Annotated in this window: 18 protein-coding genes; 3 read left to right on the forward strand and 15 right to left on the reverse strand. The window is 37.4% G+C overall.

Annotation, left to right across the window (positions count from 1 at the left end):
• Positions 1-67: 67 nt before the first annotated feature.
• The 8 genes from metG to IGI97_RS10480 all read right to left on the reverse strand — a co-directional run bounded on the left by metG (position 68) and on the right by IGI97_RS10480 (position 8,776).
• Positions 68-2,077 carry a methionine--tRNA ligase gene (gene metG / locus IGI97_RS10445; RefSeq protein ID WP_002355813.1) on the reverse strand — a complete coding sequence of 670 codons (2,010 nt, stop codon included), beginning with the start codon at positions 2,075-2,077 and terminating at the stop codon, positions 68-70.
• A gap of 187 nt (positions 2,078-2,264) precedes the next feature.
• A complete protein-coding gene (locus tag IGI97_RS10450) occupies positions 2,265-3,656 on the reverse strand; it encodes an amino acid permease (RefSeq protein ID WP_173968557.1) in 1,392 nt (463 codons plus the stop codon).
• 40 nt (positions 3,657-3,696) lie between these two features.
• Positions 3,697-4,560: a GRP family sugar transporter gene (locus IGI97_RS10455; protein WP_002355811.1), complete on the reverse strand. Its 864-nt coding sequence runs from the start codon at positions 4,558-4,560 to the stop codon at positions 3,697-3,699.
• Between the two features lie 147 nt (positions 4,561-4,707).
• The gene (sapS, locus tag IGI97_RS10460; RefSeq protein ID WP_002355810.1) at positions 4,708-5,733 is read right to left on the reverse strand and encodes a two-component system sensor histidine kinase SapS; all 1,026 of its coding nucleotides are present in this window, start codon (positions 5,731-5,733) and stop codon (positions 4,708-4,710) included.
• Between the two features lie 13 nt (positions 5,734-5,746).
• Complete coding sequence (sapR, locus tag IGI97_RS10465; RefSeq protein ID WP_002355809.1) at positions 5,747-6,421, reverse strand: two-component system response regulator SapR; 675 nt, start codon at positions 6,419-6,421, stop codon at positions 5,747-5,749.
• Positions 6,422-6,509: 88 nt separating this feature from the next.
• Entirely contained in the window at positions 6,510-6,734 is a 225-nt protein-coding gene (locus IGI97_RS10470) for a hypothetical protein (protein ID WP_002355808.1), read from the reverse strand.
• Positions 6,735-7,008: 274 nt separating this feature from the next.
• The gene (locus tag IGI97_RS10475; RefSeq protein WP_010713823.1) at positions 7,009-7,881 is read right to left on the reverse strand and encodes a VOC family protein; all 873 of its coding nucleotides are present in this window, start codon (positions 7,879-7,881) and stop codon (positions 7,009-7,011) included.
• A gap of 64 nt (positions 7,882-7,945) precedes the next feature.
• Complete coding sequence (locus IGI97_RS10480; RefSeq protein WP_002358839.1) at positions 7,946-8,776, reverse strand: LysR family transcriptional regulator; 831 nt, start codon at positions 8,774-8,776, stop codon at positions 7,946-7,948.
• A gap of 112 nt (positions 8,777-8,888) precedes the next feature.
• Here IGI97_RS10480 and IGI97_RS10485 point away from each other — a divergent pair, with 112 nt between their 5' ends.
• The gene (locus IGI97_RS10485; protein ID WP_002355805.1) at positions 8,889-9,917 is read left to right on the forward strand and encodes a YeiH family protein; all 1,029 of its coding nucleotides are present in this window, start codon (positions 8,889-8,891) and stop codon (positions 9,915-9,917) included.
• 93 nt (positions 9,918-10,010) lie between these two features.
• Positions 10,011-11,186 (forward strand): SulP family inorganic anion transporter, encoded by a 1,176-nt coding sequence (locus tag IGI97_RS10490; RefSeq protein ID WP_113848717.1) that lies wholly within the window; start codon positions 10,011-10,013, stop codon positions 11,184-11,186.
• A 15-nt stretch (positions 11,187-11,201) separates the two neighbouring features.
• Here IGI97_RS10490 and IGI97_RS10495 read toward each other — a convergent pair whose 3' ends face one another.
• The 3 genes from IGI97_RS10495 to IGI97_RS10505 all read right to left on the reverse strand — a co-directional run bounded on the left by IGI97_RS10495 (position 11,202) and on the right by IGI97_RS10505 (position 12,656).
• Complete coding sequence (locus tag IGI97_RS10495) at positions 11,202-11,717, reverse strand: GrpB family protein (RefSeq protein ID WP_002394916.1); 516 nt, start codon at positions 11,715-11,717, stop codon at positions 11,202-11,204.
• Positions 11,718-11,734: 17 nt separating this feature from the next.
• Entirely contained in the window at positions 11,735-12,229 is a 495-nt protein-coding gene (locus IGI97_RS10500; protein WP_002383352.1) for a GNAT family N-acetyltransferase, read from the reverse strand.
• 67 nt (positions 12,230-12,296) lie between these two features.
• Positions 12,297-12,656 carry a DUF1304 domain-containing protein gene (locus IGI97_RS10505; RefSeq protein ID WP_002358829.1) on the reverse strand — a complete coding sequence of 120 codons (360 nt, stop codon included), beginning with the start codon at positions 12,654-12,656 and terminating at the stop codon, positions 12,297-12,299.
• Between the two features lie 67 nt (positions 12,657-12,723).
• On the opposite strand from IGI97_RS10505, the gene IGI97_RS10510 reads away from it, so the two are divergent.
• Positions 12,724-13,104, forward strand: a complete 381-nt coding sequence (locus IGI97_RS10510) for an MmcQ/YjbR family DNA-binding protein (RefSeq protein WP_002385048.1) — start codon at positions 12,724-12,726, stop codon at positions 13,102-13,104.
• A gap of 143 nt (positions 13,105-13,247) precedes the next feature.
• Here the strand turns inward: IGI97_RS10510 and IGI97_RS10515 are convergent, their stop codons facing one another.
• The 4 genes from IGI97_RS10515 to IGI97_RS10530 all read right to left on the reverse strand — a co-directional run bounded on the left by IGI97_RS10515 (position 13,248) and on the right by IGI97_RS10530 (position 24,054).
• The gene (locus tag IGI97_RS10515; RefSeq protein ID WP_289854033.1) at positions 13,248-13,667 is read right to left on the reverse strand and encodes a hypothetical protein; all 420 of its coding nucleotides are present in this window, start codon (positions 13,665-13,667) and stop codon (positions 13,248-13,250) included.
• Positions 13,668-13,990: 323 nt separating this feature from the next.
• Positions 13,991-14,296 (reverse strand): DUF6980 family protein, encoded by a 306-nt coding sequence (locus tag IGI97_RS10520; RefSeq protein WP_010824466.1) that lies wholly within the window; start codon positions 14,294-14,296, stop codon positions 13,991-13,993.
• Positions 14,297-14,312: 16 nt separating this feature from the next.
• On the reverse strand, positions 14,313-14,654 hold the full coding sequence (locus IGI97_RS10525) for a hypothetical protein (protein WP_010824465.1): 342 nt from the start codon (positions 14,652-14,654) through the stop codon (positions 14,313-14,315).
• 19 nt (positions 14,655-14,673) lie between these two features.
• Positions 14,674-24,054, reverse strand: coding sequence for a DUF6531 domain-containing protein (locus IGI97_RS10530; RefSeq protein ID WP_438738816.1), 9,381 nt, complete (start codon positions 24,052-24,054; stop codon positions 14,674-14,676).
• Positions 24,055-24,106 lie beyond the last annotated feature (52 nt).

Here is a 24,106-nt window from a genome sequence, read left to right on the forward strand (position 1 = left end):
TAGTATACAAAAAAAGTAGTAAAGATAAAAGGTTACAATTCACCTTTTATCTTTACCACTTATGCTTTTATGCGATTCCTGCACCATTTGGCATTTCTTTTGGTGCTTCAACAATTTGAAGTTTACCTTCTGGTGATTCAGCTGAAAGAATCATTCCTTGGCTAATTTGACCACGCATTTTTCTTGGTTTTAAGTTAGCCACAATGACTACTTTTTTGCCAATTAGCGCAGCTGGATCTGGATAAAATTCAGCAATACCTGAAAGAATTTGACGATGGTTTTCATCTCCAGCATCTAAACGGAATTGCAATAATTTATCTGCTCCTTTGACTTTTTTACAGTCAATAACTTCGGCAACTTTTAATTCCACTTTATCGAAATCATCGTACTTAATTTGTTTTTCTTTCGTTGAAACCAACGTTGTTTCTTCTGGATTCCATTTAATATCCTCTTCTGTAGCACTTTCGCTTTGGGACATTTTCTTTTGAATATACGTTACTTCTGTTTCAATTTCTAAACGTGGGAAAATAGGTGTTCCTTTACTTGTTACTGTTACGTCTGTTGGGAACTCACCAAAATGAATATTTTCCATGTTCATTGTTTCTGGATCTAAGCCTAATTGTTCGAAAATTTTCCCTGGTGTTTCTGTCATGACTGGTTGCAATAAGATTGCCACAATTCGTAAGCTTTCCGCTAAATGGATCATGACACTTTCTAATTCGTTGCGTTTCTCTTCTTCTTTAGCCAATACCCAAGGCGCTGTTTCATCAATATATTTATTTGCACGAGAAACTAGCGTCCAGATTTCTGCAATGGCCGTATTAAATTCCATTTTTTCCATTGCTTCATGATATTTTCCAATAACATTCGCCGCAGTTGTCGATAGTTCACTATCAAATGGGGTAACTTTTGAAGCATAGGCTGGTACTTTGCCATCACAATATTTATTAATCATCGCAATTGTTCGATTCAACAAGTTTCCTAAGTCATTAGCTAAATCATAATTTAAGCGAGAAACGAAATCTTCTGGTGTAAAGACGCCGTCACTACCAAATGGAATTGCTCGTAATAAATAGTAACGTAACGCATCTAGACCGTAGCGTTCTACTAACATTTCAGGGTAAACAACATTTCCTTTAGATTTAGACATTTTTCCGTCTTTCATCAATAACCAACCATGTCCAAAGACTTTTTTCGGTAATGGTAAATCCAAGGCCATTAACATAATTGGCCAATAAATCGTATGGAAACGTACGATTTCTTTCCCAACCATTTGCACGTTCGCAGGCCAATATTTTTGGAATAATGAATCATCTTCTGAGCCATAACCTAGTGCTGTAATATAGTTTGATAACGCATCAATCCATACGTAAACCACATGTTTTGGATCATTTTTTAATGGAATTCCCCAAGAGAAAGTCGTTCTTGAAACGGCTAAATCTTCCAATCCTGGTTTGATGAAGTTATTTAGCATCTCATTTTTACGAGATTCTGGTTGAATAAATTCTGGATGTTCTTCGTAATATTGTACCAAGCGATCCGCATATTTACTCATGCGGAAGAAATAGGATTCTTCTTTAACTAATTCGACTTCGTGACCACTTGGTGCTTTCCCACCAATGACATTGCCTTCGTCGTCACGATATACTTCAGCTAATTGTGTTTCAGTGAAAAATTCTTCATCAGAAACTGAATACCAACCTTCATATTCTCCAAGGTAGATATCTCCTTGTTCTACTAAACGATCAAAAATTTGTTGCACGGCTGCCATGTGATAATCATCCGTTGTCCGAATAAATTTATCATAGCTGATATCTAATGTTTTCCATAATTTTTGAACATCTGCTGCCATTTTATCAACGTACTCTTTTGGTGTCACATTCAACTCAGCAGCTTTTTTTTCAATTTTTTGGCCATGTTCATCCACACCTGTTAAATAAAATACATCAAAACCCATTAAACGCTTGTAACGGGCCATTGCATCGCAGGCGATTGTTGTATATGAATTCCCAATATGTAACTTCCCACTTGGGTAATAAATTGGGGTGGTAATATAAAATGTTTCTTTCTGTGACATACAGAAAAAACCTCCTTTAGTCATTTTCCTAAACCCTCAGGATTTACTCCTAAACAGTATACCATAATTAGACATTATTAAACTATATTTCTTGTCGGTTTTCTCTTGAAAATGAAGAAAATGCCAGAAAGAAAAGAGAGAAACACCTGTCTATTTGACAAGTATTCCTCTCTTTTTTCGTTCATTTTTATTCTTTTGTCTCGAAACGAACGATACTATGGTGTCGTCCATAAAAGAAATAAATAGCCAAACCAATCACTACGGCTACGCCAAATACTTGCCAAGTAGCTAAAGATAATTGGAACATCAAAGCCGCGCAAACCACGATTGAAATTAATGGTAGAACCGGCACAAGTGGTACTTTAAATTCACCTGCTTGCGGTTCTCCTTTCATTGTCCGTAATTTGATAATTCCTAAAGCGAGAAACATCAGATAAAAGAGTGTCACGATATTTGTAAGTTCAGCCAACATCTCCATTGGAACAATCCCAGCAAAAATCATTGCTAAAAATCCAGCTACATAGGTTGCATTCTTAGGTGTGTGCCGCTTCTCATCGATTTTGCTCATAAACTGCGGCAATAATCCATCTTTACTAATCGCATAAATCACACGGGCTAAACTGTACATCATCGCAATCGTCACTGTTAATAAGGTTAAAATAGCGCCAACTGAAATGATTGTCGCAATTGCGCCATGATTAATGAAACGCATCGCAAAAGCCACCGGATCTTTGACCCCTAAATCCGTAAATGGAACAATCCCAGTTAAAACTAACGTAACAACAATATATAACAATGTTGAAATAATAATGGAACCAATAATCCCTTTTGGAATATCTTTTTTCGGATTCTTCACTTCCTCCGCGGCCATACTGACCGCATCAAACCCTAGAAAGGCAAAGAAAACTAAAGCAGCCCCACTGAAAACGCCTGAAAAACCATAAGGAATAAATGGTTGCCAGTTCGTTGGTTTCACATAAAAGATCCCAACAAGAACAAATAATAAAATAATCCCAAACTTCACGAAAACCATTAAGTTATTTAAACGTAACGCTGTTTTCGCTTCTAAAGATACCCAAAAAGTTACAGCTACAACGACCAACATGGCAATCAAATCAATATATGTACCATTTGTTGGATTATAAGCGCCACTTAACGCTTGCGGCAAAGAAAAACCTAAGCTATCCAAAAAGCCATGGACATAGCCTGACCAACCTGAAGCAACGGATGAAACCGCCAAGAAAAACTCACAAATAATCATCCAACCAGTCATCCAAGCCACAATTTCTCCAAAGACCACATACATGTAGGCATACGGCCCACCAATGACCGGAATACGTGATGCAAATTCTGCATAGCATAAACCAGATAAAATAATCGCGGCTGCTGCTACCAGAAATGATAAGACGAGCCCTGGACCTGCATAGCGTTCCGCTGCGACACCTGTCACAACAAAAATCCCTGTTCCTACTACAGCCCCAATTCCTAGAAAAATTAAGTCCATCGTCTTAAGATTTTTTTTCATCCCACCACTGTCATTGACAGGCACAGTGATTTCTTTTTTTCTGAAAATAGACATGTGTTTACCCCCGTAAAAAAAATAAGCGTAAATAAACTATTTACGCTTTCATATACCCTAAAAGAATACCACCTAGAATAACAAAAATGCAACCAAAAATAACATAAAACATTTCTTTTTTTGATTTTCTTTCCCCTAAAAGGAAGATGCCCCCAAGAGTCGAAATAATAATCCCCATTTGTGATAAAGAGAAGCTAATAGCTAAGCCAATTTCACGCATGGTTAATAACATACAAATATTTCCTAAGCCCCAAAGCAGACCCGTCGTCATATTCATCCAAACAAAACGATCAACTTTGACTTTTTTGAAGGCAAAGAAACTAGCCCCCACTAACATACCAATACTTTGTGGCAAAATAATTCCCCACGGATCTAAACCAGTGGCATTAATAATGATGGTATAGACGCCATACCCAACTGTTGAGAAAATCAACGCCCGAATCCCTTTATTAAAATCTAACATACTGTTTGAGGTTTTCGGTTGACTATCATCATCTTGTCGAGCTGTTAAATACACCCCAAAAACTAAAAAGGCTAAAGCGATAAAGCCTACAACAAAGTCTTTTGTTTTTGTCCATTCATGGAAAAAAACAGCCCCTGCAACGGTATTAACAACTAACTGCATCCCAGTTGAAATTGGTAAGCCAACTGAAACGCCCATATATTTCATGCTATGAAATTGTTGATTCTGTCCCAAACTCCAGAATAAACCAGATATAAATCCAACAATTAATGTGGCTGTCGTCAACGTAGGCTGGATAACAAAAAAGACAACAATTGAAAATAGTAATGCGCCGATTGTCATACCTAACGTTTGTTGATTGGCGCTTCCACCAATTTTACCGCTGACTAAACCAATACTGCCCCACGCAATCATGGGCACTAAAGCGATAAGTAAACTCATAATATTCTCCTAACAAATTTATTTCATTTCATTCTAACAATAAAAACGTTTTCTAAACAACTAAGAAGAGTAAGAGAAGTTAGCAAGAAAGTTTTAATAAATAAAAAAAGGCCTATCACCTCTTTAATTTGCTGATAGACCTACTTTTTATTTCACTTCATTATAATAACTGAGGGAAGGGAAAAACAATGTCATCGTCGTACCTTGCCCTTCTGTCGATTCGACTGTTAAATCATGACCTAACTTTTTCGCTAAGCTATGGGCCAAATACAGGCCAAGACCAGTCGAATGCTGTTCACTTTTCCGCCCGTTTTCACCAGTAAATCCTTTATCAAAAATGCGTCGTTGATCTTGCGTCGGAATGCCAATTCCAGAATCTTTTAAAGATAAATAAACACCTTGTTTATTTTTGGAAATTAGGACCGTAATCGTGCCACCTTCTGGCGTATATTTGACTGCATTACTTAATAATTGGCGGAAAATAAAAATGACCCATTTTCGGTCGGTTAAAACCGCTTCATCTTCTCCTTCAATTGAGAATTGCAATCTTTTTTGGATAAAATAATTTGCTTGCGTACGAACAACAGATTGCACAATTTCTTTTAAAGAATATTCTTGAAGTAAATAATCTCGAGAAAAGCTGTCCAATCTAGCATAATATAGGACTTGCTCGACATATTCATCAATTTTCCCTAACTCATTTTCCAATAGATAATATTTTTTCTCTGGAATATCATCTTCGACAGATTGTACCAGTAACGTGATAGCCGCTAGGGGGACTTTGATTTCATGAACCCAAGAGTCAATGTAATCTTTTTGGTCCTGTTGGTTGTTAATTGCTTGCTGCATGGTTTGTTGGTGCTCTTGCAATAAACCGTTAATATACGTTTGGACAAGTAGTTCTTCTTCTTTTTCTGCTGTATTCAAATATTCTTGTAAAGAAGGCGGCTCTTTTTCCGTTGCCAACGAAAGCCACCACTTACGTTTTAAATAATAATCAATTGTTAAAAATAGCGATAAAAAAACACTTTGCAGTAAAAAGATATAGCCAACCACTGTCCAATCTAAGCGGACATTAGGAGCCAACCATAAAATAAAACAAGTTAAGAACAGAAAAAATAACCAACCAATTAGTAATAACCAGCGATCTTTTAAATACTTTAGAATGGTCATTGTCTACTCCTATCTAGGGCACCATATAACCGACGCCCACTTTGGTTTCAATATAGCCAGCAATCCCTGCTTGCTCAATTTTTTTTCGTAAACGATTGATATTTACCGTCAACGTATTGTCATCCACAAAACGTTCATCGTCCCATAAAGCGCGCAATAGTTTTTCACGTGTTAAAATTTTTCCGTGCTTTTTCATTAAAAGATACAGTAATCGGTATTCATTTTTACTTAAATCGATCATTTCGCCTTTGATTTCCATTCGTCCATTGTCCACATTTAAAGTAATGCCATTATGTGAAAGCACTTCACTATCCGTATCGGAATAGTTATAAGAGCGGCGCAACAAAGCATTGATTTTAGCAATTAAAACATCTATCTGGAACGGTTTTGTAACAAAATCATCCGCGCCCATGTTCATCGCCATAATCATATCCATATTGGTACTACGACTCGAAATAAAAATAATTGGTACTTTAGAAACTTCACGAATTTTTTGACACCAATAGTACCCGTCGTACACAGGTAAATTAATATCCATCAAGACTAATTGAGGATTCTCCTCTTGAAAATCATCCAATACATCATTAAAATCGGTTGTTCCAATCGTTTCAAATTGCCATTTTTGTAATTCCTCGCTAATTAATTCTCGAATGGTTGTTTCATCTTCGACAATCATGATTTTAGCCATGCAATCCCACCTCTTTTATTTCTAAATTTTCATCTTTCTTATCCTAACAAACTTCATTCTTTTTGGATATAGGACTTTATGATGATTTTTACACTATTTCAAAAATAGGCGCTAATAATTCCCATTCTGATAACATGATGAATTTACCAACAAAAGCAAAAATACCATCTAATAATAACACAGACATATTAATTCCTAATACAATAGAAGCTTTTTCGACAATTGGCATGGACTTTTTATTTTTCAAAATAAGATATAAAACAAAGTTCGTTCCATAAGTAAAAACTGTTAACAACACAATTAACTCAATCATTTTACCACTTCCTATTTTGGACTTTTCATTTTTCCTTCAATAATTTACTACTCTTAATTATAGCATAATCTTATAAAAAAATCGGCAGAGTCCTAACCCTTAAGATAAACAACAGAATAGAAGCAGCCTCTTTGGAACTCGCAAGAATCGAGCCTTTTTTAAGAGTTGAAGGTCTTGATCCTTAAAAGACAAGCCCTTCAACTCTAGTATGTTCCATGTATTGGAATTGATACCAACGTAACGAAGTGTAGTCGATCAGACAACCTCAGTTTTTCTAATGATTATATTTGTCATACACTTCTTTTAACTGGTTTAAATCTATTTTTTTCATTTGGTACAATTTTTTGGTCACTTCATTTGCTCTAGCTGGATTTGAGTCAGATAAATAACGTTTCAGTTCAGGATTGCCTGTTTGCCAACTGACCCCAAATTGATCTTCCATCCAGCCACACGGCCATTCTTTCCCTTTAGCAGTCACTTGTTGCCATAGCCGATCTATTTCCTCCTGATTTTCACAATCAATATAAATGGAGAAGGCCATGGTAAAATCAAAGTCATGTTTATCTCGTGCATCCATTACTCGAAACGGTTGCTCCTGTAATGTGAAAAGTGCTTGCGCAATATTCCCATCTTCATATTCAACTTTTTCAATTATTTCGCCTGGACCGAAAATCGCCAACCATTCTGATAGAGCTTTGGCTGCTTCGCCATATTTTTCATTAGCAAACATAAAGGTTGGTACAATTGTTTGTTCTTTTCCTGAAAAAGACACTTGCCAAGAGACACCAAATTTGTCCACTACCCAACCATATAGAGGACTAAAAGGATATTCCCCAAAAGGCATCAATATCTGTCCATCTGTTGTTAAATTTTTCCACAACGTTTCTGTTTGTGATAATGTTTTACATTCAACAAAAAATGAACTAGCTGGCGTAAAGGAAAATTCTGGTCCGCCATTTAAACCAATGATTGTTTGGTTCGCCAAGGTAAATTCAATGGTCATTAATGATGTTCCTTGAGGTTGGTGCTCCTCATTAACGTAGTTCGTTTTACTTAGAATCGCACCTTTTTCAAAGATTGTTGTATAGAAGTTAGCAGCTTCTTCCGCTTGTGTGTCAAACCATAAACATGGTGAAAATTTAGGCATTGTGGTTCCCTCCTTCGTTTTCTTTAGTGTAGTCAAAGATTGATAAATAAACAAAGAGAACGTTTTAGTATTTATTCATTTCCGTCTGATAGAATCGATAAATTGCTTGTTTTACTTCTTGAAGCAAGGAGGATTTTAAATGTCCCCGTGTCAAAAAATAAAAGGAACGCCAATACTTTTCACCTAACGTTTGGAAAGGAATTTTTTCAGTAATCGCTTTTCTTGAAAGCAACGATTGCCCCATACCCAATTCCAACATTTTAACAATCATTTCATTATTTTTAACCGTCATGAGTGTTGGGCTTTGATTACTTTCTTCTAAATACTGTTGGGTATAATGAAAGACCCCAGAATCCTTTTCACGTACCAACCAATTCTGATTGGCAGGGTCCCCAGCTAAAACCAATTGATCCTGAATAATTTCTTCACGAGAGGCGCCTTTCGTAATTAATGGTTTTTCGATAAAGCCAAAATCAACTTGATGTTTTTCAACTTTTTCCACTACTTCTTCTGAATTGTTCATTTCTAAAACAAAATTGATTGTTGCATACTGTGTCTGCAAATGCTGCATCAGTTGCGGCAAATAATAAACTGCAAAAGTATTAGACGCAGCAATTCGGCAAGTTTCTTTAGGTAATCTCGCCTGATGAAGAGCTGTTAATGTTTCTTGCCAATCATCAGCTAAATTTAGCAAACGATTATACAAGACTTCTGCTTGCCTAGTAGGGACTACATCTTGTCGACCATTTCTTAAAAACAATGAACAGCCTAATTCTTCTTCTAATTGTTTGATTTGATTAGAAACGGCTGGTTGTGAGATATATAGGCAGGTAGCTGCTTTGGAAAAGTTCATTTGCTCATACACAATTTGAAAAGTCTTTAATAATTTAAACATAGGTATCCTTTCGATAACTTTCTATTATAAATATTATTTTAACTATTTATTTCTCAAATGTAAAAAATTTCGTTATACTGGAAGTAATGAACAAGAAAGAGAGATTTTTTCAATGAAAAATTCAGAAAATGATTATATCCAATCTTTATTCCAAATTCTTCCCGGCTTGCTAACAGCTTTCCTTGTCGCCTGCCTTAGCAAGTTTCTTGCCATCTGGTTACCTAGCTTAGGCGCCGCAACGATAGCTATTTTACTAGGAATCTTTTTGGGAAATACCTTTGTTCGCGGTGCCAATTTAAATCGCGGAACCAAAGTAGCCGAAAGTAAATTACTAGAATTTTCTGTTGTTTTATTGGGAACCACCGTGACCTTTCAAACGATTGCCCAAATTGGCTTACAAGGTGTCGCATTTATTCTCATTCAAATGTCGCTGACCATTATTTTTGCCTATTTGATCGGTAAAAAACTGGCTTTTTCTGATAATATGTCTTTATTGATGGCTGGTGGTAATGCCGTTTGTGGGTCTTCTGCCATTGCTTCGATTGCTCCAGCAATTCAAGCAGATGAGGAAGAAAAAGGCCAAATCATTACTTTAGTAAACTTATTAGGTACCGTTTTAATGTTGACCTTACCCATTTTAAGTGGGATTCTCTATGGTACCAATTTGTTGGCTCGTAGCGCACTAATCGGAGGGACTTTACAATCAGTTGGTCAGGTTGTCGCCAGTGCCAATATGGTCAATGAGAACGCAGTTCAACTTGCGATGCTCTTTAAAATTATGCGAATTGTCCTACTCGTAGCAGTTGTCTATTTATTTGGACGTTTCAAGCAAAGTAAGACGGCAGAATCAGAGGCTGAGTTGGTAGAAGTCACCAAAAAAAGTAGCGCCCTACCTTGGTATGTAGTTGGCTTTTTCATTGCCTGTGTCTTTAATAGTTTGATTCATTTCCCCGTCGTGATCAGTGAGACTGCTCATTTCTTTAGTTCTTGGTTTGAAATTACTGCCTTGGCAGCAATCGGGTTACGACTCGATTTTAAAAAGTTTTTCCAAGAAGGCAAACGTTTCTTAATCTATGGTTTATCAGTAGGAACTGTTCAAGTCGTCCTAGCCATTTTGTTGTTGGCACTGCTACAGTTCTAATAAAAAAGTTTGACGTTAACACGTCAAACTTTTTTATTTCAGCTTATTCATGCTATTATGAATAAGGTTTTATTAACTTAAAGGAGTTTTTCGATGTTATTTAGTATTAAAAAAAGCGAATGGTTAGGCAATGAACGAAATGATCTATTTGCGGGTCTCGTTTCTTCTGTCGCCATTTTACCAGAAGTAATCGGGTTTGCGATTATTGCTGGTGTTCACCCGCTTTCTGCAGTGTTTGCTTCAGCAGTTACTTTACTTGTAATTACTTTTACGGGCGGCCGTCCGGCAATGGTTTCGGCGTCTGCTGGTTCAATGGCCTTAGTCCTTGCAGGCTTAATTCAAGCACATGGTTTGTCATACATGCTTGCTGCGACTATTTTAACAGGCTTTCTGCAATTTATTTTAGGTTATTTAGGTATCCATAAATTGATGCGCTTTATTCCCAAGACAGTGATGTACGGATTCGTCAATGCGTTAGCTATTTTAATTTTCATGGCGCAAGTACAACAATTGCCTCATCAAACACTGTGGTCCTACGGCATGATTATCTGTAGTATCTTACTTATTTATCTATTACCTAAGTTTATTACAATTGTGCCTCCTGCGTTAATTGTTATTTTATTCATGACTATCCTGTCCTATTTTTTAAAAGGTCATTTACAAACGGTAGGTGATCTTGGTGAAATGAGTCAGTTTCATCCAGCGATCCGTTGGCCTAATGTACCCGCCAACTTAGAAACGTTGTGGATTATTTTACCTAGCTCTGTTGCCTTAGCAATGGTCGGGTTAATTGAATCTTTATTGACGATCCCCATTGTGGACAAAATGACAGCGAGCCAAAGTGATAGCCAACGAGAAGTTAAGGCGCAAGGATTCGCTAATATAATTACCGGCTTTTTTGGTGGCCAAGCTGGCTGTGCGATGATCGGGCAAGCGGTCATTAATGTTAAATCTGGAGGACGAAAACGGCTTTCTACTTTGATTTCAGGTATTACCCTCCTTCTATTCATTTTTGTTTTTAAATCCGTGATGGTAGCCATTCCTACAGCTGCATTGATTGGGATCATGATGACAGTGGCAGTCGACACCTTTGATTGGGAAAGTTTGCAGCTTTTCCGAACTTTTGAAATTACTGAAATTGTTATTTTACTCGTGACAGTGGGTGTGATCGTCTATACGCATAATTTAGCGATTGGAATTATTCTAGGTGTTCTTTTAAGTGGTCTTCTTTATCATTTTTTCAAAAAAGAACCAAAAAAAAGTTGCTAGCTTTAGCAACTTTTTTTATTTTTCCCAATATTTCTTCAACGCTTCTTTTTCTATTTTCTTAATGAACGCATCTTTGCCATCCATATATTTATCAATGCTATCGGGGTGTGCTTGGGCCAATTGCTTTTTTAATGTACCATAGGTTGTAGCAATTGACGGATTTTCTCGTAAATAATTTCGAAAAGCAAGATGGCGCAAAATTTCTTGCGTATTGTCAAACTGATAAATATGCACATGATGTGTTCTTTTTATCGGGCCTTTTCGTAAATAACGACGTCCTGATAGCCCAAATTCCCCCATATATTCATAACCGATTCTTTCAAATTCCCCTTGTAACAGGTCTACTTTTTCAATTTCTTCAACAATGACCAAAAAATCAATAATTGGTTTGGCTGCTAAATTAGGCACAGAGGTGCTACCGATATGTTCAACTTTAAGACAATTTTCCTTTAGAATCTGTTTCAACGCTTGGGCTTCTTCTTCAAACTGTTCCACCCAGGCTGGTTGGTATTCAGTAACTATTACCCGCATGATTTCTTCCCTCTTTTCTATATCCGTTTCATATGTAAAATAGGAAACGGATTTCCTTGAGGATCTTCCTTTGATTCACCAATTACTTGAAATCCTTGAGATTGATAGAACTTCACAGCCCCTTCATTTTGTTTATTGGCATCAACAAAGACAATTGATTCTTGCTCTATTAACTTTTTGATAATTTCTCCACCATAGCCTTTACGAAAATAGACTGGGTCAATAAATAACATTTCCAACGTTTGTTGATTTGTTCCACTAAAGCCCACACATTTCTGTTCTTCATTTAACCACATACTTAATTGAACTTGTTGAAAATAATCAGGTAAAACTACTTCGATTTTATCAATATCTGCCTGACTCAAAAACAAATGGGTAGCTTCTACTGAAGAACGCCATAGAGAAATTAATTGAGGATAATCGTTTTTTTTTACTTCTTTTTGGTTCAGCATTTTTAATTCCTCCCTATCTAATAAACAAAGTATACCACATTTTGTCTCTCTCAATTCCATAAAAAATAGTCAAATCAACCGTGTTTTTTCTGTCGATTTGACTGTCTCTCTCTATTAACTCTGATGGCTAAACAAGTAAACTAATCAAAGCCACGATAGCTAAACCGCCTTGTGTTAAAATGATTTTTTTATCACTAGTTAAGCTACCGTACGCCGCCACTAAAATAATATAAATCAATAAAAATTTTGTCATTTCCATCGTTGCTTGCGCAAAATAGACACTATAAATAAGTCCTGCACCGATTAGTCCATTATAGATTCCTTGATTTTTAAACAATGTAGTGACTGATTTTCTTTGTAACTCTTGCTTATCCATTTTAAAAACACGGCTTGTTGTCTCAGATGTTGGTACAATCGTTTCTAAATACATAATGTAGAAAAATTCTACAGCCACCAAGGTTACTAAAATTGTTGAAATTAATGTCATCTGCTCCCTCCTCCCATTCCTTTGAACGAAGTAATTTTATGTAATTTTTGCTATGATGTAAATAGATATGCCTAGCCTTAACGAAAGGAAGAAACCTATGACTTTTCAAGAAACTATTAGCGCCTATATCCAAGAACGTTATCAGATAACGCCCGATTTTCCTTTTAAAAAACACCCAGACTATCTCGTCTTTCGTCATCCTAGAAATGCGAAATGGTTTGCTTTAATTATGCCACTGGATGCACAACTGCTCGGCGCTACCGAGAATAAGCAGCTCACTATTTTAACCGTTAAACTTGCGCCTGAATTGATTGCCTTATTAAAGAACCAACCTGGCTATTTTCCTGCCTATCATATGAATAAAGAGCATTGGTTAAGTCTTTCTGAAGAAATTCCGCTCTCACAAGTTTTTTCATTTATAGATGAAAGTTACCAACGGAGTTATTAAAGGAACGTACTAAGAGTAGATCCTGAGATAAAAATCACTTTGGCTTTTTGTCTCAGGCATAGAAAATAATAAATGTTTGATATTTTGCCCCAACCTTGTTGATAGATAGCACTTTCCTCTGGATTTTTGATACTAACATTTGTTTAAGCATTCTCGCCAAAAACAAAATAGACAATCAGAATCAAGATGAAACCCACGACAATTAGTAGTACTCTTTTTCCATTTTTTTGAGCGGATTTATCTTCTTGGAGTTCTAATGCTGTGGCTAAACGTTTAAGTTCTTCCATTGTAAAGAAACACTCTATTCGTAATAAATTAATTTTTTCAGGTTCAATATTTGTTCGTTCAGAGAGTTGCTCATTGGAGAAAGTTGAATTCTTGACTGCTTCTTTTATGTTTAGAAATTGTTTTTGTTTTGGAGCGACAAAAAAAGCGTGATACACATACGTGACTAGTGGAACGATTACAATAATTAAACTAGTTAACTCGAAAAAAAACGCGATGATTCCTAAAATTGCCATGATTAGTATAAAGCTAAACCCAATTATTTTATTCTTATTCATTTTTAACTCCTTTTTTTGCTAATTTGATTAATTTATTTGAAGTCTACTCAACCTATTTAATATAATTAATACTACGACTAGTCTTGGAAAAATTTTCATTGATGTTCTTTCTGTTCAAGTCATTACAGGTCTTGTTTTTTCTCAATTACGTAGTAAGTACTGGTCTTATTTGGTCTTCGGTTTGCCTTTACTGCCTGTTGGTAATTTGTGATTCTTTTTCAATAATTTATAAATGGTATCAGTAACGAAACAAACTGATACCGTTTATAAATATTAGACTTAACTATTTAGCCCAACAATAGATACAAGTGCCTCTATCTTAACTAAAGACTTTTCCACCATTTATCCGACTTAAAATCATTTGGAATGTTTTCCTCACTAAATTCTTCTACTCCTAAATTTTCTAATTCATCAAACCACAAATTTCTTTTTGAAATTGGCAGTTTTGTACTACACCAAGGACAATAATTTATTTCTATTGATGATTCTTCACCATCGTGAATTATTAGCCCATATTCATCATATTTCGGAATATAAACAATCAATACATCTGGATTTTGATATAATTCAGAATTCAATCCATTATCATCTTTTGTAAAATTATTCATATTTTCGCAACAATAACTCATATTTCCATGTCTCCTTTTATAGGATATTTAATTCTAAGAAAAATCCTTTTTTATCATTTGTTTCTGAAAGCAAGTAATATCGAGTTTGTTTTTTTAAAACACTTTTCAAATATGATGTTGCTCTTCCATATTCTAAAAAGTCAACTAATTCTTTAAAAAATATTCTTTCTTTTTGCTCTGTACTGTCTTTTAATTTTACGATAATTAAATATTGTTCTTCTTTTTGTAAATAGCTGACCTTTTTTTCTAGAATGTACTCTTCCCTACATTCTAAAAAAGAATCTATTTCGGACCAAATACCAATTTCATAACTACAGTCTAAATCACTTTTTAACATTTTAATTTGATTCAAATCCATATATTTACATCTCCTTAAACTATTTCGGAATATAATACCCGCCTTTTTTAGGGGAATGAACAGATATAATTCCTCCAGATTCATTTGTCACTACCTTATTTCCTCTTTTATCTACATATTCCCAAGTTTTCCGTCCAAATCCGTCTATTTTAGACTTCCGATTATTTTTATTATTTGTAATTATAGAGTCAATGACTTCTTTTGAAAAACCTCGTTCATTAGCTCGTTCAGCTCCATGCTCCGAAAAAGAATGTCCTCCTGGAGTTTTGTCTCCAGTCTTAATCTCCTTACTTGAACTACTCGAACTATAATTCCTAGAATTAAAATTATTCTGCAGTACCTTACTGGCATGCGCTCCAATTGCTGCAGTAGCCGCAGTAACTGCGGCCATCTCTGCCACTGCCATAGCTGGTATTGCAGCAGCTGCTGTCCCTCCGCTGGCAACACCTACAAATGCATCAAGAATACCACTACCAGCAGTCCCTGCTGCAAAGGTTAATCCCGCTCCAACATATTCTGTTGCTGCTTGCGCTAAACCTGCTAGCTGTCCGATAAATACTCCTGTATTATAGGCTGGATTCTGCTTAATCCAATCTTGTTCTAGCCATCTTGACAATCTCGAATTGATTGGTAGTATTATCCCATTATTGGATAATGACTGTTTAATAACGCCGGCACCAAAGGCGACCCCGGACTTTGCTTTCTCTACTACTTGTTTTCCTACTTTTTTCGCCGTCTGACAGAACTTCGTCAAAGTATTCTTCAAAGATTGGCCCCAGTTTCTCAGTAAGTTCTGGCCTTCTTTTGTCTTCGATTTGCCTTTACTACCTGTTGCTTTTTGGTAGTCTGCGGTTAAACGTTGTTGGCGTTTGGCTGTTTGTATCGCTTGGATTTGTGCATAGCTTAGAGTACTTTGGCTACTTGGTGCACCGCTTGCGACGGGATAGCCGCTATAGTAGCTGTAGCCACTATAATTGGCGGAAGCTGGTTGCCAATAGTTAGTTCCTCCTCCAGAGAAATAATTACTTACGGTATTATAGGCAGTTCTCACAAAGTTGGTGACACCAGAATAAACCGAACTTGCAACTTGTTTGACACCGTTCCACACGCTACTCGCTACTTGCTTCACACCATTCCAAACAGTGCTGACAACTTTTTTCGCGGTATTATACACATTGCTAACGATTTGTTTTGCTTTATTAACTACTTTACTGGCCGTTTTTTTGATGCCTGACCACACGTTTTGGAACCAATTTTTCTTATGTCCTGTTGGATCGGTATAGTTGATTGGGTTGTTTTCGACATACGTGTAGCCGTTTCGGCTTAATGGATTATCTTCTTCCCCTTCGTAACTGTCTTGGGTCAGGAAGGTGCCACTGTGGCTGTCATAGTAACGAGCTCTGAGGTAATGATAACCTGTAATGTCCTGTGCTTCTCCAGTATACCCATAAGGATTGCCAGTGTCATCTTTTTCTGTTGGTCTGCCGAAAACGCTGTAGTGAGTCGTGTTGGTTATTTTTTCTCCTTGGACTAAACCTGTGACACTGCCACGGGCATCGGTCAAGTATTGATAATCTTCGTTCGTTTGATGATTGGTATAACTGAGTCGTTCATGGCCGTACGTGTACGTCTCTCGTGTTTTCTTTTCATCATCATACGTTTGCAGAACTTGGGTATTTTCTTGATTGACATCATTGACATAGTTGCGCACTTCGTAGTAATTGTACGTATCTTTCCTAGTTGTATAAGGGATTAACACGTCATTCACTTCGGAAGAATAAGTGACTTTCCCTTCACCAGGCCGCTTGCCTAAGCTTGGTGGATTGACTACAATCCCTTCTTCGTTCGCTCGATCTTTCGCGATTTTTTGATGGTGGGCACGTGAAATAGTATCAAAAGCCTCCAACCAAAGATCGCCAACGGTTTCTGGTAAACTTGAAAGTGCTTGGAGAACGTTGCCTGTAAATCCGTACCAGAAAAGAGAATTCTCTTCGCCGTTGGGACTAGTCGCTGGGGATTTACGGCGATCGTCTGGCACGTGTTTCGCTGCGACTTTGCTTTTTTTCTCTTGACGTTTAAAGAGTTGATAGGCGGTCGTTTTTTCTGTGCGACTCGCTGTGAAGACCCGATTATTTTCGCCGTCATAAAGTGCTGCTAATAGTAAGCCTTGATTATCTTTGACTGCTAGTAAGCGATTTTCTGTGTCATAAATATAGTCTAGTGTTTCATCGGTGCCACTTTGTTTCAGACGATTACCGTTCTCATCGTATTCATAAGTGATGGTCTCCTGATCGTTTTTCATACGCAACAGGCGATTGTTGTCGTCATAAGTGAACTCAGTTTTTACTTCTTGCCCAGCAATGGTTTCCGTACTGGTTAATTTATTGCCTGCTTGATCGTAAGTGTAGGTATACGTTGCAAGTTCCTGTTTTTTCTTCTTATCAAAAACGGTCATCTGAACGACTTGTCCTAAGCTATCGTATTCATAAGTTTGTACAACGGTTTTGCCAGCTTGTGTAATGACTTCTTCTGAAATAAAGGTATCGGCATTATATTCATAACGATAGGATGCCAGTTCTTTGCCTTTTTTGTTACGATGCACAATTTCTTCAACACGATTGTCCAAACGATAAGTTAGCGTTGAAGTCGTGCCATCTTTGCGCTTGATTTTGGTCATGTTGCCAGCATCGTCATATTCGTAAGTCGTCGTTTGGTTCTCTTTGTCAGTGACTTTGGTTAAACGGTCCAATTCATCATAGCTGTACTTGACTTCAGACTTGTCGGCGTAAGTCATTTTTTTGATGTTGCCATAATCATCATACGTGTACTTAATCAAGCTGCCGTCGCCTTGGCGGGCACCAGTTATTTCGTCTTCGTCGTTGTATTCGTATTGGGTTTGTCCCGTTAAGTCATTCATGGAAATTCGACGTCCTTCTGAATCATAAGTGTACATCACGGTACCATCTGCTTTTTCTGAATAATTGACTTGCAGCAGTTGATCCAGCTTGTTGTAATCATAGGAAATCGTTTTGCCATTGGCTTGTTTGACACTTTCTAAACGATCGTCCGCATCATAGGTGTATTTTGTGGTGTCATCTAAGCTATTGACTTTTTCCACGACATTCGATAGTTCATCGTATTTATATTTGGTGACTTTACCATTGCCATTGGTCATCTCGGTAATATTGCCGACAGAATCATACGCGTAGCTGGTTGTCGCCGCTTTTGCGCCAGTTCCGGTAGTGGCTTCAAGTAGTTGATCTGCTTTGTCATAGCTGTAGCTGGTCACTCGTTGTCCGCCAGAAGTGACTTTAGTTAAATTGTTATTGCCGTCGTATGAAAATTCATTGAAAGCCCCTTCACTTGAAATAATTTTCGTTAAGCGGTCATCTTGGTCATATTGATAAGCCGTGACTTGTCCAGCGGTATTGGTTTCGCTTGTTAAGCGATCGCCTGCATCATAGGTCTTAGAACTTTTTTGACCTAATGCGTTAATGGTTTCGGTTAGATTACCGTTTGGATCATAGTTATATGTTTCTTTCCGTTGACCGTTAATGGTTCGTGTCGTCAACTGACCGACTGGATCATACTCGTAAGAAGTCTTGCGTCCGGTTGGTGTAGCAACGGTTTTTAATTGATCTAAAACATCATAACTGTAGTTGGTTTTGATGCCACTTGGACTGACGGTTTGCGCTAAATTCCCTGCTTCGTCATAGGTAAACGTAGTCGTTAAGTCTGCTGGATTGGTCGTTTTCAGCAAGCGCCCCGCTTTGTCATAATCATAAGTTGTAACCCGTTTTGATTGATCTTCTTGTTTGATTAAATTCCCAGCAACATCATAGGTATAGCTTTGCGATAAACCTTTCGGTGCCAATTGTTGGCTTAAACGTCCTAATTTATCATAAGTGTAACTGTATTTAGCTCCGTTTGGTAAAGTCCGTTTGATGGCTTGACCGTAAAGATTATTTTCATAAGTTGTTTTGTGGCCGTTTTCATCTGTTTCTGATAAAAGTCCGCCTGCTTGATCATAGGTATATTTACTGATACCACCAGTCGGTTTCGTGATACTAGCAACACGGTTCATTGAATCATAGGTATAGCTAGTACGATTTTCTTCACCACTTGTTTCAGTTAAAAGGTTGCCTAAATGATCATAAGAATACTTTTGGACAGCACCTGTGGGACTAACTTTTTCAGTTAGACGATTCAGAGGGTCGTATTTCAAGGCTGTTGTATTCTTTTTTGCATCGGTATAAAGGATCAAGTTTTGATTGGCATCGTAACCGTAACTGGTTTTTTCGCCCTTTTCATCTGTGATACTCGAGACATTCCCTAAAATATCATAGGTGTAAACCAGCTTCCCGCCAGCTGGATTTGTTTCTGTAACAATTTGGTTGATTGCATCATACGTATAAGCCGTGCTACGTCCTTTTGCATCGGTTGTTTCGGTTAAATTGCCATTTTCGTCATAGGTATAGGTTGACTTCTTCCCTTCGACATTCGTGGACGTCAGCAGATTGCCCATGACGTCATATGTGAATGTTTCGCTGGTTTTGTCTGCATAAACAATTTTTGTAACGTTGTTTTGTTCGTCATATTCATAGGTTGTGACTTCCCCTAAGCTGTTTGTTTCTGTCAGCCTTTCACCCGACGCATTATACGTATAGGCTTCATCTAATCCCTGGTTGTCTTTTAAATGGACCACACGATTACTTGCATCATATTCGTATTCAGTGATTAAACCGTTAGAGTGTGTTTCTTTGACTAACCGATCTAATTCATCATAGGTATTCGTTAATGTGGAACCATCAGGATTTTCAACTTTTTCTGTTTGAGCAGTCGGTGTATATGAAAGCTTGTAGACATTGCCATTTTCATCGGTAATAGCGGTCGGATAGCCTAGTTCATTATATGCATAGACCTTTTTATTACCTAAAGCATCAGTTGCGCTGGTTATCTGCTCAATTTGACTGTAGGAATACTTTGTTTGGTTGCCTAAGCCGTCTGTAACTGTTTCTGGTAAATTATGACCATTATAAGTGGCGCTGGTGGTATAGCCCGCTGCATCAGTTACACTAGCTTGGTTGCCGTTGCCATCATAGGCAATTTTGGTTTGATTGCCTAGCGGATCCGTAATTGTCGTTAAGGCGCCACCTTTTGTATAGCTATAAATAGTTTCTTTGCCACGAGCGTCAATGAACGAAAGAACATTGCCCATTTTGTCATAGGTGTACGTACTTGTTTTTTGATTTGGATACGTGACTTTTGTTACATTTCCTAACGAATCATAGGTATAGTTTGTTGTTCTGTTATTAGTTGTTTCACTTAATTTGTTACCATTTTCATCGTAGGTATACGTGGTGACAATTCCAGCTTCATCTGTCCGTTTAATAATCCAGCCTAAATCGTTGTATTCATTTGATACTTGGGTGCCATCAGGTTTCTCTGCTTTGACCAAATTACCCGTGTCATCATAAGTATTACTGGTCACTTGTTTCAGTGGATCGGTCATTGTGGCGATTTGATTCGTAATGTCGTCATACGTGTAAGTCGTTGTTTTTCCCGCTTCATTCGTAGCACTTAGCAAACGACCTAATGCATCTCTTTGGTAGGTTAATGTTTGGCCAGCCGTATTGGTTTCACTTAGTAAGCGTTGCTGTTGATCATAGGTATAGGTTGTCGTCTGTCCTTCTGGATCGGTCATCTTAATTTGATTGCCCACACCGTCATAAGCATACGTATAGCTACCACCAGTGGCATTCGTCATACTCAACTTGTTGCCAACTGCATCATAAGTGAATGTTGACGTAAAGCCGTTACCGTCTGTTTGGGCTATTACTTGACCAGCGCCATCGTAGGTATAGCTGGTCGTTTGTCCGTCTGGGGTCGTTTCGCTGGTTTTGCGTCCTTCACCATCATAGGTCATCGTTGTGATGCCGCCTAATGGGTTTGTCATGCTAACAGGAAGTCCGTGAGCATTATAGGTGATACTAGTCACACCCTCTAGAGGATTGATAATTTTGTCCAAAAAGGCACCCGAATAACTATAAGTCGTTTGGTTACCCTCAAAATCAGTGGTACTCGTTATACGCCCTTGTTTATCAACAGCAAAGGTCATTTTGGCTTGCTGATTGATTTGGCTAGAGAGTAAATTCCCTGCTTTGTCATACGTATATAATGTCTTGGTTCCATCAAAATCGACTTCACTAGTGATGTGATTTTTCTCATCATAAGTAGCTTTTTTTACAGCGCCGTCAAAACGCGTTTCCGTCAGCTGATTCCCCTTTTTATCATAGGTGTAGCTAGAAGTTTGTCCTAGTTCGTTCATCTCACTGATTAGACGATTCTCGGCATCATAAGCTTTGACAACACTTGTGTCATCAGGATAGCTGATTTGAGTCGTGCGGTATTGTTTGTCATAGTGATACGTTGTGACCGCACCATTGCCGTCTGTTGTAATTGTTTGTCCGTTGCTGTACGCCAACGTTGACACAGCGCCTGTTCCGTCAACTTGTTTGACAACACGAGCTTCTTTATCATAGGTATTTTCAATAATTTTATTGCCATTGCCGTCATACCAAGCAGTCATTAGACCTTCTTTGTTGTATTCATAACGTGTTTTGACCCCTATCGCGTCAGTAAAACCAATCAAATGTCCTTCGTTATCATATTCATAGGCTAATTTAGCGCCGTTGGGTACCGTAATATTGCTGATATAGCCCTCTTCGTTCATGGTAATGTTGTACATGGTGCCAGTTGGATCAGTAATAGCAGTTAATTGAGCATTTTTATTGTAATCAAATTTCGTTACGTTGCCTTTTTCATCTTTTTGGCTAGTTAGCAGACCAAAATAATTAAAGGTTTTCACTTGGTTATCATTGTCTGTGATTTGATACTCTTTCACCTTATATTTTTCTTTGCCATTGCCAAAATCGGCTTCTTTCGTTTCTTTTTCTTTGACTGTCATCGTTAAATCATAACCTGCTGGCGCAAGGTATTCGTTACCTTCTTTTTTAAATTTCAGAATACTGCCATCTGTTCGTGTATAATAAAGGTTTTCTTTTTCATCACTAGTGACTTGTTCATTGAAAGCAAAAGACCAACCACGTCCAAAAAGACTATTGATGTCCGCTCCTTTGGAATTGTACGTTCGCGTAATTTCAAAATTGCTAGTTAAGCTAGGAATCGTAACATCCGTCCGATCTAGATAAAAATTGCCTGTATTCAAATTAATCGGTTCAAAACCGAACTCGCAATGCAGACCACGTCCCATTAATAAGCTATCAATATCTTGTTTGGTTCCATCTGAAAGCTTCGGTGGATTATATGGCTTGTTCGCATTTTTCTTGGGATTGCGAATAAACAGTGTATTATTTTGTAAAAGCAACATGTCTTGTACTCGATTGTCATAAACAATTTGAGCTAATGGTACGCCATAATAAGCAGCGATTTTAGGTAACGTATCATATTGCGTCACTTTGTAAATGACAAATTTTTCACTACTCTTTTTCCCGCTAGAACGGCCATCTTTTTTACTTTCTGCATCAATCGTGTAAACCGTATTGTGGGTTGGCGCGGTAAACGGAATCCCTGTTTGCCAATTAGAAAGTTTATCTCGGTATTTCGTGGTTCCTTTTGGAAAATAAGAGTCAAATAGACTTGAATTAGGATACTTATAAGAATAACTAGCAAACGATTGTCCAGCAAAGTCTTTGCCTTTATCACTCAAGCTATAATCCAAAATCGCACCTGGTGTTGTTAATCCGTCTGCAAAAACACCTTGAAACTGCAATTTCCCTTTTTTATCCGCTGTCATCATGGATCGTAAAGCAACGGTCGTATCTTTAATTGGATAATGGATATCAACTGGATCAGGAATCGACCAATTAATCGTTAAACTTGGGCGTTTATCAGGTGTAAAATCAAATTGTCCTGGACCACCTGTTGAATAGGTCGTATAAAAAGCTCCACCATAATCATTTTCATTGGTTGCCTGAACGACTATCCCATAATTTTTGCTCGTTCCTTGTACCCAACTATTAACCGCATCACGAATATCAAATTGATGCAGCCCATATTTGGCACTACTAATTGCTTTTTCGCCTGTTGGCTCTTGTGATAAGCCGACTGAATTATCCCATGTCAATGTATCAATATTAAAGTCTTCTGTCAGTTTATAACTAGAAAACGTCGCATTGGTTTGCGGATACTGAATGTATTGATACAAATTATAGGTAGCACTATCAATCTTTGCCTCTTTAGGAATTTTCGAAAAGTCATAATTAATTTTTGAATAAATCCTTGTCCGTCCAACATCTTTTGCATTCCCGATTCCGGTCATTTCTTGCGTAATATAGCCAACATAGCCATAGCCGCGCCCTTGATAGGTTCCATGTACTGAACTAGTGACCGTATCAATTAAGTTTTCAGTAGGAACGGTTACTGTTGGATCAATTCGAACAGGATAAACACGTGCTTCATCTGCTAACCATTCTTGACTGGCGTCAACCGTTAATTCATAATGATCTTCTTGTTTCTGAAGACTAAGTGTAATGTCTTCACTTGTTTCACCAGCTTGATCCATCATTTGTGGCGCCGATAAAACAAACAGCACTTCTTTTTGACCTTTTTTCCGAATTAGGACTTGATTACTCTCTAAAAAAGCTGAATACTTTTCAGTAGAAAACTGATACACAAATTGATGTTTTTCCCGCCATTTTTCTAAAATAATTTCTTCTTTGACACCTTTATCCGTCACCGTGTACTGAACATCATCACCTTCGTCAACATTGTTATAAAGAAGCGCATTTTCTTTAACTGTCACATTTTTATAAACCTTATCCTTTGGCTTTAACTCTAACGTATCCTCGCCTTTTGATACTTGAACCCCTTGATTTTGATCCATTTTATCTGGTAAAACGACTGCTACAGGACTGCTATTCGGTTTAAAAATAGTTTTATCCTCTTCGTTCACCGACACCAGACTTAAATCGACAGGAACCTCAATTTCTTCTTCATTTTTATATGTTTTGACGTCACTGTTAATATAGGTGATAAAATGTGTGTCATCTACTTTATAAATCTGTTCCTGACCATTTTCTAAAATCGGCTCACCATATTTTGTTTTTAACGATTCTTCCTCTTTATTAAGCTTCTTCTCTTCGACCTCGGGCAAGTGCAGCGCATATTCTTTGTTTCCATCGTCAATTTTTTTCTTGCCATCTAATTCTGAAGGAGAAGTTTCTGTTTCTTTGACCAATGTGTCCTCTGTTTGGTTCTGGGTCTCTGGAACGACTGACTCTTGAACATTCTCTACCGTTTCTTTATAATAATTTTTTGCCTTATTTTGTTCAACAGTATCCTGAATCTCTTCCGCATAAGCGAAAGGCATACTCCCCATTAATAAATGCACCAACACAACATACTTAATAATTTTTTCTATCCTTTTTTTC

The organism is Enterococcus sp. DIV2419 (assembly GCF_051711865.1).
Lineage (GTDB): Bacteria > Bacillota > Bacilli > Lactobacillales > Enterococcaceae > Enterococcus > Enterococcus faecalis.

What these genes read in the sequence shown, in the direction of transcription:
- metG (WP_002355813.1), bottom strand. Translation starts at nt 2,077, where the DNA reads ATGTCACAGAAAGAAACATTTTATATTACCACCCCAATTTATTACCCA.
- IGI97_RS10450 (WP_173968557.1), bottom strand. Translation starts at nt 3,656, where the DNA reads ATGTCTATTTTCAGAAAAAAAGAAATCACTGTGCCTGTCAATGACAGT.
- IGI97_RS10455 (WP_002355811.1), bottom strand. Translation starts at nt 4,560, where the DNA reads ATGAGTTTACTTATCGCTTTAGTGCCCATGATTGCGTGGGGCAGTATT.
- sapS (WP_002355810.1), bottom strand. Translation starts at nt 5,733, where the DNA reads ATGACCATTCTAAAGTATTTAAAAGATCGCTGGTTATTACTAATTGGT.
- sapR (WP_002355809.1), bottom strand. Translation starts at nt 6,421, where the DNA reads ATGGCTAAAATCATGATTGTCGAAGATGAAACAACCATTCGAGAATTA.
- IGI97_RS10470 (WP_002355808.1), bottom strand. Translation starts at nt 6,734, where the DNA reads ATGATTGAGTTAATTGTGTTGTTAACAGTTTTTACTTATGGAACGAAC.
- IGI97_RS10475 (WP_010713823.1), bottom strand. Translation starts at nt 7,881, where the DNA reads ATGCCTAAATTTTCACCATGTTTATGGTTTGACACACAAGCGGAAGAA.
- IGI97_RS10480 (WP_002358839.1), bottom strand. Translation starts at nt 8,776, where the DNA reads ATGTTTAAATTATTAAAGACTTTTCAAATTGTGTATGAGCAAATGAAC.
- IGI97_RS10485 (WP_002355805.1), top strand. Translation starts at nt 8,889, where the DNA reads ATGAAAAATTCAGAAAATGATTATATCCAATCTTTATTCCAAATTCTT.
- IGI97_RS10490 (WP_113848717.1), top strand. Translation starts at nt 10,011, where the DNA reads ATGTTATTTAGTATTAAAAAAAGCGAATGGTTAGGCAATGAACGAAAT.
- IGI97_RS10495 (WP_002394916.1), bottom strand. Translation starts at nt 11,717, where the DNA reads ATGCGGGTAATAGTTACTGAATACCAACCAGCCTGGGTGGAACAGTTT.
- IGI97_RS10500 (WP_002383352.1), bottom strand. Translation starts at nt 12,229, where the DNA reads ATGGAATTGAGAGAGACAAAATGTGGTATACTTTGTTTATTAGATAGG.
- IGI97_RS10505 (WP_002358829.1), bottom strand. Translation starts at nt 12,656, where the DNA reads ATGACATTAATTTCAACAATTTTAGTAACCTTGGTGGCTGTAGAATTT.
- IGI97_RS10510 (WP_002385048.1), top strand. Translation starts at nt 12,724, where the DNA reads ATGCCTAGCCTTAACGAAAGGAAGAAACCTATGACTTTTCAAGAAACT.
- IGI97_RS10515 (WP_289854033.1), bottom strand. Translation starts at nt 13,667, where the DNA reads ATGAATAAGAATAAAATAATTGGGTTTAGCTTTATACTAATCATGGCA.
- IGI97_RS10520 (WP_010824466.1), bottom strand. Translation starts at nt 14,296, where the DNA reads ATGAGTTATTGTTGCGAAAATATGAATAATTTTACAAAAGATGATAAT.
- IGI97_RS10525 (WP_010824465.1), bottom strand. Translation starts at nt 14,654, where the DNA reads ATGGATTTGAATCAAATTAAAATGTTAAAAAGTGATTTAGACTGTAGT.
- IGI97_RS10530 (WP_438738816.1), bottom strand. Translation starts at nt 24,054, where the DNA reads ATGGGGAGTATGCCTTTCGCTTATGCGGAAGAGATTCAGGATACTGTT.